The following is a 13681-nucleotide window of genomic DNA, read 5'->3' as shown; positions in this document are numbered from 1 at the left end:
CAGGATCGAGGTGCTGGTAAACGGACCCTTGCGGCAGATGAGCTTCTGCTTGTGGCCCTCGCGGACCAATCGGGAGCATAGGTGCCCAAGCTGCTTCTGACCCTAAGCGGTCGTTTTGATTTAGATCAACAGGGCCAACTTGGTATCTTCTCTCTTGGTGCCTGATGAGAGCGCCAGAGCACAAGAGATTAAACCTTACGCCTGCGGTTCGTCGCGCGATGATCGCGACCAATGACCAGAAAGTGTTTCGCACTTATGGGCCGAACGGCAGCGCTTGGAAGAGCGAGCGCAATGGCGTCTCGCCGCGCGTGCTCTGGAAACTCCTTGCGAACGAACTGGTCGAGGACGAGCTACAGACGGCCGTCGCGACGGCTGAATCCACAACCGTCCGCATGCGCCTGAGTGAGGTTGGGCTGATCATTTTGAAAGCGAGCTTAGACCGGAAAGCATGAGGCGATTACTCCCAAAAAAAGCCGATAATGCTCGTCGACACGTGAGAGTGTCTTTTCAGCTGACCTACGCGCGTAGCAATTCAAGTATGTTGGTTGTGGCCCTTAGCTGACTTGCGCGCGCCGCCGGTCGAAGGCCGGTTGTGACCCGTAGCTGACTCCAGCCCAGCGAGTCTCTCCCTGGGATGGCACGAACTGCATAGACGCCCGGTCGTAGGAGGCGCATCATACCACCCGGTAAGCGTGTATCGGGGGACACCATGATCAGCTTGACCCGTTTGTTTGACCTCGGCGTGATCGCATTGGGCGCTTTCAACGTCGTGCTGGTGGCATTGCTTATCTTTTCATCGTGACGCTCCACCGCTGTCGCGGACCGCCGTGCGTATGCGGCGGGGTGTGCGCCTCAATTTCGCCGCCCGACTCGGGCTGAGGTTGTATTCGTTGCCGGCGTCTCGTCGGCGGCGGTTTTCGATCCCGAACCGGCGCGCGACGAAGCGGAGCCAGAGGCCCGGAGAGACCCCATCGAACCGGGCTTTTGCGCTGTCCAGCCGGGCGGCTCATCGCCGGGCAAGTCCGCCGCGCTGCTCTAAGCGCGAGCCAAAGCAAGGGGCCGCTGTGTGGCGCTAATCTGTTTGCATGCAGAAACCGTCGAGATCGCATCCAAATGCCCTTATAGACGATCCGCTATTTACCCAGTGCCAGGTTACGCGGGAGGAAAGTCGCAGATTGCTCGACCATGCCCGCGCGCTTCGCACCTCTTTGAAAGAAGAACGTGCACTTCTGCGGTTTGCACGGGCCGGAGCGGCAATGAGCCGGGCGGAGTCAATTGCTAAAGCGAGCAGATCAGCTCCCCTGAATGGAGAACTTCGCCGGTCCTTCTGCGCTGAAGCTTGAGCAAAGGGCCGATGGTTTGGCAGGCCCGCTTATGGCCCGTAGCTGACTCACAAAGCCGGACTGGCCATGTCCGGTTTCGCGGACAGAGCGGACACCGGCTACCCCGCGAGCTAGCGCGTTACGACTACGCTCCCCAGCGCATCCGGGCGCGCACCGAGTCTGCTGTGTTGAATGGATTCAAGTCTGAGGACGATTGCTTCGAGCCTGCGCGCGAGGTGGTGTGAAGCTCGAGGATATCGATACGGAGTAGCGGTTGGGGCTCGCCCTGTCACGCGTGCCGCGACAATAGCATCGTGCGCCTGTTTTGCCCGACGAGCCAATATTTCGCCAAAACCTAATTTTAGTTTTTCGCTATCTTGCCCGGCGGATTCAACGGATTCGCAAAGCACCTAAGTCATTGATCCCGCTCATGCCGGCTACTGTGCATGGGGTTGTTTTCGAGGTTTTTGTTTTGAGAGCACGACAGTGCGAGGATGAACCGGACCTGGCCCGGCTCGCCCGCTACTTCATCACCCGCAGATTCTTGGTCGTGAACCGCTGGGTCTTGCCGTCTGGACGAACCGGTCGCCGCGTGCCGGCGGCCTTGCCGGTGCGGGGCGGCTGGTGCGCGGGGACCAGCTGGTCGGGGCGCGAGCCGATCAGGTCGGCGCGGCCCATCTCTTTCAGGGCTTCACGCAGCACCGGCCAGTTGTCGGGATCGTGGTAGCGCAGGAAGGCCTTGTGCAGGCGGCGCTGCCGCAGGCCCTTGATGGCCTCGACCTTGTCGCTGCCGCCGCGCCGCACGCCGCGCAGCGGGTTGACGCCGGTGTGGTACATCGCCGTCGCGGTCGCCATCGGCGAGGGCAGGAAGGTCTGCACTTGATCCGCGCGGTAGCGGTTCTTCTTCAGCCACAGCGCGAGGTTCATCATGTCCTCGTCGGTCGTGCCCGGATGCGCCGCGATGAAATACGGGATCAGATAATATTTCTTGCCGGCCTGTTCGGCCGCGGCATCGAACATGCGCTTGAACTGGTTATAGGCGCCGATGCCGGGCTTCATCATCTTGTCGAGCGGCCCGCGCTCGGTATGTTCGGGCGCGATCTTCAGATAGCCGCCGACGTGATGGGTGACGAGCTCCTTGATGTATTCGGGGCTTTCGACCGCGAGGTCGTAGCGCACGCCGGAGGCCACCATTACCTTCTTGATGCCCTTGGTCTCGCGCACCTTGCGATAGAGCCGGATCAGATCGTCATGCGAGGTGTTGAGGTTCGGGCAGATCTCCGGGAAGACGCAGGACGGCCGCCGGCACGCCGCCTCGACCTTCGGGTCCTTGCAGGCCATCCGGTACATGTTGGCGGTGGGACCGCCGATGTCGGAGATCACGCCGGTGAAGCCGGGCGTCTTGTCGCGGATCTTCTCGATCTCGCGCAGGATCGAGCCCTCGGAGCGGTTCTGAATGATGCGGCCCTCGTGCTCGGTGATCGAGCAGAAGGTGCAGCCGCCGAAACAGCCGCGCATGATCGTCACCGAGAATTTGATCATGTCCCAGGCGGGGATTTTGGCTTCGCCATAGGACGGATGCGGGGCGCGCGCGTAGGGAAGATCGTAGACTGCATCCATCTCCTCGCTGGTCAGCGGGATCGGCGGCGGGTTGAGCCAGAGATCGCGATCGCCGTGACGCTGCACCAGCGGCCGCGCGTTGCCGGGATTGCTCTCCCGGTGCAGCACGCGTGACGCGCGGGCATAGGCCTCCTTGTCCTGCTCGACCTGCTCCAGCGCCGGCAGCCGGATCACGGTCAGGCCTTTGGTGCGCGAAGCGCCCTCGTCGGCGGAGTCGATATCGTCGGCGTGCAGCTCGACGTAGTCCTCAGGCACGCGGCGGAACAGCGCGACGCCCCTGATGTCGTCGAGCTCGCGCGGCGCCTCGCCGGCGGCAAGACGGTTCGCCACTTCGACGACGGCGCGCTCGGCATTGCCGTAGAGCAGCAGGTCCGCCTTGGCGTCGGCCAGCACCGAACGGCGCACCTTGTCGGACCAGTAATCGTAATGCGCGATCCGGCGCAGCGAGGCCTCGATGCCGCCGAGCACGACCGGGACACCCTTGAACGCCTCGCGGCAACGCTGCGCGTAGACCACGGTGCAGCGGTCCGGCCGCTTGCCGCCTTCGCCGCCCGCAGTATAGGCATCGTCATGGCGCAGGCGGCGGTCCGCGGTGTAGCGGTTCACCATCGAATCCATGTTGCCGCCGGTGACGCCGAAGAAGACTTTTGGCTTGCCCAATGCCTTGAACGGCTCGGCCGAATGCCAGTCCGGCTGCGAGATGATGCCGACGCGAAAACCCTGCGCCTCCAGCAGGCGGCCGATGATGGCCATGCCGAAGCTGGGATGGTCGACATAGGCATCGCCCGTCACCAGCACGATGTCGCAGGCGTCCCAGCCGAGCGCATCCATCTCGGCGCGGCTCATCGGGAGGAATGGCGCCGGCTCGTGCGGGCGTGCCTGCGCCATCAGGGGCTTTTCGGCGGCGATGATTTGGATGTCCATGGCGCCTACGCATAAGACTCCGGGACGGCGAATACAACCGATGGGCACGTGAAAGATGCGGTTCCGTGGGCGGCGGCCCGGGCGTGCGAACCCGTTAACCGTTCGCGAGCGCCGCCATCAGCTGTGTGACGCCGTCCACATACCGCCCAGCCTGCACCGCGTCATGCTCTGCCTCGTTTCAAGGGAGAGATCGATGTTTGTGGTCGACATGCTGCTGATCCTGGCGATGATGTTTTTCCTGTTCCTGCCGATCACCGATCGCAGGACAGTGCGGATGAGACTCTGCATGCTGTGCGCGCTGCTGGCGCTGTTCTCGGTCTCCGTCACCCGTACCCAGATCGCACCGGTGCAACTCGCGGGCGTAGGCTCGACCCATTAAGCGCGCCAGCGGATCCATGTTTCGGATCACGCGCAGGAACCAACTGCCCTCGCGAACATTCTGATGCAGGGTTTGCGCCGGCCCGGCTGGCGCGCGCTCGCGCCCGGGGTTTAGTATCGCCTCGATGTTCGCCTCTGGCGGATGGGGGAGCCGTGAGTACAGTCATAGAGAACTTGCTGCTTCGAAAGCAGAAGCTGGTTGAGCAGCTCGAGAAGGCGCCCACGGTCGAGGACCGCGACAAAATCGAACACCAGCTCGAACAGATCAACACCGCGCTGGATTTTCTGGACAGGCCCGGCACGAAAAATGCGCGGTAGCAGCGCTCAATCCACCTGCAGCGCTTTGGCGTAGACCACGCCCGAATTGGTGACGTGCGTGGTCATCAGCGTCGCGAAGGCGGCGAACTCGCCGCGGGCGAACAGATCGAGCAGCTTGCGATGCTCGTCGAAGGACGTGCGTGTGCGCACGTCGATCGGCGAAGTCAAATTGGTGCGCAGTGCTGCGACGCGGCTGGATGCGAGCTGATAGGATTCGGCGAGATAGCGGTTGCCGCAATGGGCGAACAGCGCCTCGTGAAAAGCGGCATCGGCGCGCCCGTAGGCGATATTGTCCCTGGCTGCGATCGCCGGCTCCATCGCCGCGATCGCATCGCTCATCGTCGCGATCGCACCGGCGCGATCATGGTGGAAGGCTAGCTCGGCTGCCTTGGGCTCCAGCGCGATTCGGAACGTGCAGAGCGCGGTGATGTCTTCGGCGCTTGGCGTAAAGACAAAACTGCCGACCTGCGGGCGGATCACCATGAGGCCCTGCGCCTGCAACTGACCCATCGCCTCGCGCACCGGGGTGCGGCTGACGCCGAAGGAGTTTGCCACCATCTCCTCCGAGATGGCTGCACCCAGCGCGAACTCGCCGTCGATGATGGCCTGGCGCAGCCGCTGCACGACCCGTTGCGACAGCGATTTCGGTGCATCGAGCTTCAGCGATCGCATCGGATCTCTCAGATCACCTTGCCGGGGTTGAGCAGATGATCGGGATCGAGTGCGGCCTTCAGCGTCCGCATCAGCGCGATCTCGACCTCACTGCGGGCATGACCCAGCCACTTCTTCTTCAGCGTGCCGATGCCGTGCTCGGCGGAGACGCTGCCGCCCATCTCACGCACGAGACCGTAGATGATCGCGTCCATCGCTTCCTTCGGCTGCTGCTCGACGGCAAGGCCAGTCACCCAGGAGACGAGATGCAGATTGCCGTCGCCGATATGGCCGTAATAGACGCTCTCGCATCCCTCGATGCCCTTTGCGAGCGCCGCCTTGCAGCGCGTCGCGAACTCGTCCATCCGCGCCACGGCGAGGCCGATGTCGTAGGAGATGTGCGGCCCCAGCACCTGGCCGAACTCGGCACAGATGTCGCGCACGCGCCAGAAGCTTTGCGTCTGCGTCAGCGATTGCGCCACGGCAGCGTCGGCGAGCAACCCGCGCTCCATCAGCTCTTCGAGCCAGCTTTGGAAGCGCGGCGCGTCGAGGCTCTCGTCGGTACCCTGCGCTTCGACCAGCACGTAGAGGCCGTGGCCTGCCGCGACCGGCGGCTTGACGCCGGCGCGATTGGTGATCACGTCCCAGTAATCCGGCCACATAACCTCGAACGCCGACAGCAGCGGGCCGAGCCCGCTTCGCGCGGCGCCGAGCAGCGCGATCACCGCGGCATAGTCCTCGAGCGCGCAGAGCGCGGCCATGGTCGAGCGCGGTTTCGGAAACAGCCGCAGCACCACGCGGGTGATGATGCCGAGCGTGCCTTCCGATCCGATGAACAGATGCTTCAGATCATAGCCGGCATTGTTCTTCATCAGCTTGTTGAGGCTGGTGATGATGGTGCCGTCGGGCAGCACGACTTCGAGCCCGAGCACCAGCTCGCGCGTCATGCCGTAGCGGATCACGCGGTTGCCGCCGGCATTGGTCGAGAGGTTGCCGCCGATCGCGCAGGAGCCGCGCGAGCCGAGATCGAGCGGAAAGAAGAAGCCGGCCTCGTCGGCCGCCATCTGGATCGTCTGAAGCGGCGCACCTGCTTTCACCGTCATCGTCATCGAAGCGTGATCGATCTCCTCAATGCCGCTCATGCGCTCCAGCGAGATCGCGACCCAGCCTGCTTCAGGCGATGCGCCGCGGCACAGCCCGGTCAATCCGCCCTGCGGCACGAACGGCAGATGTGCCTGCCGGCAAGTCGCGATCGCATCCGCCACGCCTTGCGCGTCGACCGGGCGGATCACCGCCATCGGCGTTTGCGGCAGGCTCGCGCTCCAGTCGTTGCAATTGCGCGCGGGCACGTCGGTGCCGACAAGCACAGCAGCCGCGCCGAGCCTGTCGCGCAGGGTGCCGAGCAGTTGGTCGGGCCGCTCGATGGGGGTCACCATGTTCATGCGAGACCTCCTCGGAATCTGGCTGCGTGTTATGTCCGCCATGATGGCGGAAAGGGTTTGCTCGCTTGTTGTATGTAAGGTACAAGGCGGAAAGTAAAGCAAAAACAGGGCTAGTGATGACCGAGGCAATTCGCGGGTTCTGGGTGGCGTCGGCGACGCCGCTGGCGACGGACGGCAGCGTGGACTCCGCAAAGCTCGCCGCCCATGCCAAGCAACTCTTCGGCAAGGGCGTCGACGGTGTCGTGCTGTTCGGCACCACCGGCGAGGGCACCTCGTTCAATGTCGCCGAACGGGTCGCGACCATCGAAGCCGTGCTCAAGGCCGGCGTTGCGCCGGACCGCATCGGAATCGGCGGGGGCTTCCCCGCGATCAGCGACAGCATCGCATTGACGCGTGCCGTGCTCGGACTCGGCCTGCGTCACGTGCTGTATCTGCCGCCTTACTTCGATCGCAGCGTCACCCCTGAAGGCGTCGAGGATGCCTTTGCGGCAATTCTTGACGGCGTCGCCGACGATCGCCTGCGTGCCTACCTCTATCATATCCCGCAGATCTCGGGTGTCGCGATCCCGACCGGCGTCGCCGCGAATTTGCGCAAGCGCTACGGCAAGGTCGTTGCAGGCCTGAAAGACTCCAGCGGCGACTTCAAGCAGTTCCAGGCGTTCCGTGCCGCCGCTCCCGAGCTCGCCATCACCGTCGGCAACGAGGTTGACATCGCCCGCGCGATCGCCGCCGGCGGTGCCGGCACCATCTGCGGCATGGCCAACATCGCGCCGGAGCTGGTCAAGGCGATGATCGACGGCAAGGATGTCGAAGCACGCATGCAGGCTGCCGTGGACATCGTGGTGAAATCGCCATCCTTCCTCACGGCGTTGAAAGCCATCCTTGCGGCACAGACGGGCGATGCGAGCTGGCTGCGCGTGCGGCCGCCGCTCCGGGCCTTGTCCGACGGCACCGCGCTCAAGCGGAAGCTCGACGAGCTGACGGCTCCCGCGATCGCGTGAGATCGCGCAGAACCACGACAGGTTGCCGCGAATTCGCGCGCTGCGTGTCGCGCCCGGTGTGAAATCAATCGACGATTGCCGAATAGCGGGATCGAAATCTAGAACCATTCAACACTAGAGCGATTCAAGGCCGCCTACGGTTCTCTTCGCGTACCACGACTGTTAGACGCGCCAGCTTCTGCGTCTGACCTGGAAGTGAATCGAAAGTGCGTGTCTATCTGGACGGCCAGCGCGTCAGCGGCCGTCGAACGCCTGCCGGCGACAGCCGCGCGGCTCTTCTCATCGGAGCGGCCGTGCTGCTCGCCGAATTTCTCGCCAGCACGACGAGCGCGCAGGCCCAATCGGCGCTGCCGCCGGTGACGGTGGAAGCGCCGGCGCCGCGGCCGAAAACGGCACGCGCATCGGAAACATCTCAACGCCGGACGCAAGCGGCCGCACGTCAGCGCAGCCGCAATGCCACCACCCCCGCGGCTCCGACGCCATCGGAACGCGCCGCGGCTGATGCCGCCGCGCAACAAGCCGCAAAGCTCGGTTACCGCGCGATGCCGAGCGCGACGACGCTGCGCAGCGGGGCCTCTCCGCTCGACACCTCGCAATCCGTTAACGTCGTGCCCGCGCAGGTGTTGAAGGACCAACTGCCACGCAATATCGACGACGCGCTGGTCAACATCAGCGGGATCACCCAGACCAACACGCTCGCCGGCACCCAGGATGCCGTGATCCGCCGTGGCTTCGGCGACAACCGCGACGGCTCGATCATGCGCAACGGCATGCCGCTGGTGCAGGGGCGCAGCCTGAACGCCGCGGTCGAAAGCGTTGAGGTGCTGAAGGGGCCGGCTTCGCTGCTCTACGGCATCATGGATCCCGGCGGCATCGTCAACACCATCAGCAAGCGTCCGGAGCTCTACCAGCACGGTTCGGTCACGCTGCTCGGCTCGACATTCGCGAACAATCGCAACGGCGCCGACGGCACGCTCGACATCACCGGTCCGATCGGCGACCAAGGCCTTGCCTATCGGTTCGTCGGTTACGGCGTCAGCGAGGACTATTGGCGCAATTTCGGCCGCCACAGGGAAATGCTGGTGAACCCGTCGCTGGCCTGGTACGGCGACACCACGACGGTCCAGCTCACCTATGAGCACCGCGAATTCATCTACCCATTCGACCGCGGCACTGCCTTCGTCAAGGGCGCTCCGCTGGCGATCCCGAAGACGCGCCGGCTCGACGAGCCCTTCAACAACATGTGGGGCATCTCCGACCTGGTGCAGGCCTCGGTCGAGCAGAAGCTCGACGACAATTGGAAGGTCACCGCAGCCTACAGCTACAACACCGAGACGTTCAGTGCCAACCAACTTCGCATCACCGGCGTCAACGCGACGACTGGCGTCGAGACCCGCAGCAACGACGGCACGCGTAACTCGCTGAGCAACGCCAGCTACGGCACCTCCTATCTGCAGGGTGACGTCTGGGTCGGCGGCTTCCGAAACGAGATCTTGTTCGGAGGCGAGGCGCTCTATCGCACGATCGACCGCCACGATTTGATTCGGCAGGCGACGGCGAGCTTCAATTTCTACAACCCGATCTACGGGCTGGTCGTGCCGGGCACGACCGTTTCGCCAGTGGACAGCGAGCAGACGGACAAACTCGGCACCCGCGGCTTCTTCGCCCAGGACACCTTCCGTCTGACCAACTGGCTGTCCGTGGTCGGAGGCGTGCGCTGGATGGAATACGAGCAGTTCGCGGGAAAAGGCCGGCCGAACTTCATCACAAACACCAATTTGGCGGGTGACAAGGTGCTGCCGCTAGGCGGCGTCATCTTCAAGCTGAACGATCAGCTCTCCTATTACGTGAGCTATACGCAGTCGCTGAAGCCGACATCGGTCATCGCGGCGTTCACCACCGGCTTTGTCGTCGACTCCACCATCGCGCCTGAAGAAGGAACGCAATGGGAGACCGGTCTGAAGTTTGATATCAACAAGCGGCTGTCGGGCACCCTGGCCGTCTACGACATCCAGAAGAAGAATGTGCTGGTGCTGGATGACATCGGCGGAGGCAAGTCGGCGGCGCGTGCCTCCGGCGCGGCCAGGTCGCGCGGCGTCGAATTGGACGTGACCGGCAAACTAGCCGATCAATGGAGCCTGATCGGAAGTTATGGGTATACCGATGCCCGGCTGATCAATGATCCCGCTGTCGGTAACGCCAAGCTCCTGAACGCCGCCATGAACACGGCTTCGCTCTATCTCGTCTACGATTTCGGCGATGCGCTGCCCGGACGTCTGCGGCTTGGCGGTGGCGCGCACTACGTCGGCGACCGGCCGGGCGACGCCGCCAACACGTTCTTCATGCCGGCCAATACCGTCGCGGACATCTTTGCGACCTACGACACCAAGGTCGACAATCTGCCGGTGACCTATCAATTCAACGTCAAGAACCTGTTCGACAAGCTCTACTATACGTCCACCACCGGAAACGCTTTAAACGTCGCGATCGGCGACGCGCGCAGGGTATCCCTATCGGCGACGGTGAAGTTCTAGCGATGACAGTGTGGCGCGAGGAAGCCGATTTCCCGGTCGTGCAGACCAGAAGGACCGGCGCCGATGCGTGAGTGCTGGCGCGCGATCAAGGCCGCCCTCCACCAGGTCCATTCCATCGCCGGCCTCGTGCTCGCGCTGCTGCTTGCTGTGATCGCGTTGAGCGGCGCGATCATGAGTTTTGAGGATGAGATCGTCGATCATCTCAACGCCGGCATCATGCAGGTCGCGCCGCGCCAGTCACCGGCGCTGATGCCGGACGAACTGGTTGCGCGCCTGACTGCGGCGCAGGATGTCGGCAAGGTCTCCGCCGTGACGCTAGCAAGTGATCCGGCCGCCGCGGTGCATGTGCGCTTCGCCCGCGACGAACGAGGCGCGCGGCCGTCCTCGCTCTATGTCGATCCCTATGACGCGCGCGTGTTGGGCGCACCTCGCGGCGAAGAGTTTTTCGCGACCGTGCGCAAGCTGCATCGCTGGCTGTTGATTCCCGGCGACGCCAAGGGCTGGGGGCGTCAGATCACGGGCGTGGCCGCGCTCGGCTTGATCGTGATGCTCATCTCGGGCCTCGTGCTGCGCTGGCCGCGGCGTGCAGGCAGCGCGAAGATGTGGCTGAAGCCCAATCTCGGCCTCAGCGGACGCGGGCTCCATCGCTCGCTGCACGCGGTGATCGGCACTTGGGTCCTGCCGGTCTATCTGGTGATGACGCTGACCGGGCTGTGGTACTCGTTCGACTGGTACAAGGACGGTGCCGTCTGGTTGCTGTCGCGCCCGCAGGCCGCCTCGGCGAAGATGCAGCCGAAGATGCCTGCAAAGGCGTCGCGTGGCGCCGGCGCCAGCGAGACGGCGCAGCCGATCGGCTTTGATCGCGCGTGGGGCGGCTTCCTGCACGAAGAGGGCAGCCGCTTCTCCCAGGCGTTGCTGACGTTGCCGGCCGGTCCGGGCACGGTGATCCGGATCCGCTCCTGGGGGAAAGACTCGACCCTCGACACCACCCGCGACGAATTCCGCGTGGATGCCGTCACCGGCCAATTCGTTTCTGCGGAACGCTACGCCGACAAGGCGTTCGGTGAGAAGATCATTGCGAATGTGCTCGACATCCACCGCGGTGCGATTCTGGGTTGGCCCGGCAAACTTGCGTTCATGATCGCGGCCGCGCTGATGCCGCTGTTCGTGGTCACCGGCATTTTGCTTTATCTGTCGCGCCGCAAGCTGGGGCGCCCTGCGCAGCCGCGGCTCGGGCGGATCGTGCCTGGCGAGTGAACGGGCGGACTGCTTCGACAGGGCTTGGTGTTGCCCGGGTGAGCCGCCGTCGTCGTATCACTTCGCCTGCATGCGCCGTTCGTCGAGGACGATGTCGTTGTTGATGGCGTAGACGAAGCAGCCGCCATCCCGGCCGTTCCGCGCGGGATCGCTGTTACATTTCGTAAGCGCGGAGGTCTGGGCGTCTTTAAGGCTGGGGTCCCCTGCCGAGATGAACAGCTTACCCCAGGGATGGATCGCGATCGCCTTGGGCTCCATGGCCTTGTCGTAGTTCTGCACGTCAGGGCGCTGTCGCGTGATCCGCCGGATGATTGGAATCTGCGACAAGTCGTACTTGCCTGCATAATGCAGCCGCGGCATGTCTCTCGACGCGAGCTCGCCTTCAGCGACGATTTCCTCGTTGACCGCCAGCAGGGCGCATGGCTTGCCGTAGCGAAGCTGACAGGATTCCAGTGCACGGTCTCCCGTCGCCGAAGCGTCGTCCTGTTCGCAGGTCCGAAGGTAGCTCGCATTGACGAGCTCCACGGCCTGTCCCTTGTTGGGTTTGCAGGCGAGATAGTCCTTGATCAGCGTGTCGCGAAGCGTTGGGTGTACGGCCGGCGTCGCTGCGGCCATGATCGAGGCCATTGCCCGCTCGAATTGCGATTTGCGTTCGGCATTGGTGAGCGCGGCCATGGCGACGCCCGGAAGCGCCAGAAACACCACCAGGAATTTTAGCACTTTCATATTGCGCCCCCCCAGACGATTCGGAACTTTAGCTCTCAAGCGCGGCATACGAAACGATTTTCAGCCGGGGACCACGGTGGGCGCGCCCGCCGGTCGGAGCCATACCCCCCGGATCGGGCTGGCCAACCGGCCGGCAATCATTCAAGAACCAGTCCCGTTCAAGTCTCCCAAGGTTGCCTGTCTCATGAAGCCTTCGATCGTCACTTCCGCCGATATCCGCCGGGCACTGCTGCTCCGCGAGGAGATCGCTCTGCTCGATCTCAGGCACGAGGCTGGTTTCGCGACGGGACATCCGCTGTTTGCTGCCAACATGGCCGCGGACCGGATCGGGATCGAAGCCGAGGTGCGGCTGCCGCGCAAGGACGTGGCGATCGTGCTCTATGATGACGGCGAGGGCCTCGTCACTGCCGGCGCCGAGCGGTTGGCCGCGCTCGGCTATACCAATGTCCGCGCGCTCGATGGTGGGCTGAAGGCCTGGCGCGACGCCGGCTATCAAATCTTCGAGGACGTCAACTCCTACTCAAAAGCCTTTGGCGAGCTGGTCGAGTCGCGCCGGCACACGCCGTCGTTCAGTGCCGACGAGGTGGCAAAACTCATCGCGGACAAGGCCAACATCACGATCCTCGACGTTCGCCGCTTCGACGAGTATGCCACCATGAACATCCCGGGCTCGGTCAGCGTGCCCGGCGCGGAGCTGGTGCTGCGGGCAGGGCAGGCGGCACCCGATGTCGACACCACCATCATCGTGAATTGCGCCGGCCGCACCCGCTCGATCATCGGCACCCAATCGCTGATCAATGCCGGCGTGCCGAACAAGGTCCGGGCGCTGCGTAACGGCACCATCGGCTGGACGCTGGCGCGGCATACGCTCGGCCACGGTGCCGACCGGCGTGGCGCGATCGGGCCGTTCGAGGGCGGCCTGGCCAATGCGCGCGACGTCGCCTATCGCGCCGGTGTCCGCCATGTCGACGCGAGCGAGATGGCTGCGCTTGTCGCGCAGACCGATCGCACGCTCTATCGCTTCGACGTGCGTGACGCCGAGGAATATGCCGCCGGCCATCTCCCGGGGTTTCGTCACTATCCCGGCGGACAGCTGGTCCAGGAAACCGATATGGCCGCACCGGTGCGCGGCGCGCGCATCGCGCTGAACGACGACAAGGGCGTCCGCGCCGACATGACGGCGTCCTGGCTCGCGCAGATGGGCTGGGAGGTCTATGTGCGGGAAGGTGGCTATGACGGCGCGCTCGAAACCGGTCCGCCGCACGTCCTGCCCAAGCCCGACCCCGCCCACCGTTACCGCCGCCCCTATGAAGGCACCGGTGTCGACGAGCGTGCGATGCAGGCCTATCTCGACTGGGAGTATGGCCTGGTAGAACAATTGCGTCTGGACGGCACGCACGGGTTTTACGTGATCTGACGAGCGCCCGCCATCTTCTCCCCGTATCCGAACCCTATTGTGCTGCGCATCCCCCGCGGTCTATGAGCTGCGGCGAAGCTGTGACCCACGG

The 13681-nt window shown here is 64.1% G+C and carries 11 protein-coding genes; 7 read left to right on the top strand and 4 right to left on the bottom strand.

Translation table 11 applies throughout. The annotated features are described in order from the left end of the window. Positions 1-218: 218 nt before the first annotated feature. Entirely contained in the window at positions 219-452 is a 234-nt protein-coding gene (locus IVB48_RS34250) for a hypothetical protein (RefSeq protein ID WP_247407171.1), read from the top strand. 1392 nt (positions 453-1844) lie between these two features. Here the strand turns inward: IVB48_RS34250 and IVB48_RS34245 are convergent. Continuing rightward, positions 1845-3866 (bottom strand): YgiQ family radical SAM protein, encoded by a 2022-nt coding sequence (locus tag IVB48_RS34245; protein WP_247407165.1) that lies wholly within the window; start codon positions 3864-3866, stop codon positions 1845-1847. 193 nt (positions 3867-4059) lie between these two features. On the opposite strand from IVB48_RS34245, the gene IVB48_RS34240 reads away from it, so the two are divergent. Both IVB48_RS34240 and IVB48_RS34235 read left to right on the top strand, forming a co-directional pair. Next, positions 4060-4245: a hypothetical protein gene (locus IVB48_RS34240; RefSeq protein ID WP_035961037.1), complete on the top strand. Its 186-nt coding sequence runs from the start codon at positions 4060-4062 to the stop codon at positions 4243-4245. A gap of 152 nt (positions 4246-4397) precedes the next feature. Further along, entirely contained in the window at positions 4398-4562 is a 165-nt protein-coding gene (locus IVB48_RS34235; RefSeq protein WP_197031097.1) for a hypothetical protein, read from the top strand. 6 nt (positions 4563-4568) lie between these two features. On the opposite strand, the gene IVB48_RS34230 is transcribed toward IVB48_RS34235, so the two are convergent. Together IVB48_RS34230 and IVB48_RS34225 are read right to left on the bottom strand one after the other, a co-directional pair. Beyond that, positions 4569-5234 (bottom strand): GntR family transcriptional regulator, encoded by a 666-nt coding sequence (locus IVB48_RS34230; protein WP_247407162.1) that lies wholly within the window; start codon positions 5232-5234, stop codon positions 4569-4571. Positions 5235-5242: 8 nt separating this feature from the next. Continuing rightward, entirely contained in the window at positions 5243-6655 is a 1413-nt protein-coding gene (locus IVB48_RS34225; protein WP_247407159.1) for an FAD-binding oxidoreductase, read from the bottom strand. 116 nt (positions 6656-6771) lie between these two features. On the opposite strand from IVB48_RS34225, the gene IVB48_RS34220 reads away from it, so the two are divergent. The 3 genes from IVB48_RS34220 to IVB48_RS34210 all read left to right on the top strand — a co-directional run bounded on the left by IVB48_RS34220 (position 6772) and on the right by IVB48_RS34210 (position 11447). Further along, positions 6772-7656 carry a dihydrodipicolinate synthase family protein gene (locus IVB48_RS34220; protein WP_247407155.1) on the top strand — a complete coding sequence of 295 codons (885 nt, stop codon included), beginning with the start codon at positions 6772-6774 and terminating at the stop codon, positions 7654-7656. Positions 7657-7862: 206 nt separating this feature from the next. Then, positions 7863-10190 carry a TonB-dependent siderophore receptor gene (locus tag IVB48_RS34215; protein ID WP_247407152.1) on the top strand — a complete coding sequence of 776 codons (2328 nt, stop codon included), beginning with the start codon at positions 7863-7865 and terminating at the stop codon, positions 10188-10190. A 63-nt stretch (positions 10191-10253) separates the two neighbouring features. Beyond that, positions 10254-11447, top strand: a complete 1194-nt coding sequence (locus tag IVB48_RS34210) for a PepSY-associated TM helix domain-containing protein (RefSeq protein WP_247407149.1) — start codon at positions 10254-10256, stop codon at positions 11445-11447. A 57-nt stretch (positions 11448-11504) separates the two neighbouring features. On the opposite strand, the gene IVB48_RS34205 is transcribed toward IVB48_RS34210, so the two are convergent. Then, positions 11505-12173 carry a hypothetical protein gene (locus tag IVB48_RS34205; protein WP_247407146.1) on the bottom strand — a complete coding sequence of 223 codons (669 nt, stop codon included), beginning with the start codon at positions 12171-12173 and terminating at the stop codon, positions 11505-11507. Between the two features lie 184 nt (positions 12174-12357). Between IVB48_RS34205 and IVB48_RS34200 the strand changes: the two genes are divergently transcribed. After that, positions 12358-13590, top strand: a complete 1233-nt coding sequence (locus IVB48_RS34200; protein ID WP_247407143.1) for a rhodanese-like domain-containing protein — start codon at positions 12358-12360, stop codon at positions 13588-13590. Positions 13591-13681 lie beyond the last annotated feature (91 nt).

Origin of the sequence: Bradyrhizobium sp. 76 (assembly GCF_023073025.1) — a bacterium.
In the GTDB taxonomy this organism is placed as follows: Bacteria; Pseudomonadota; Alphaproteobacteria; order Rhizobiales; family Xanthobacteraceae; genus Bradyrhizobium.
Note: the sequence above shows the minus strand (reverse complement) of the source record. Positions and strands in the feature narration are given on the sequence as shown.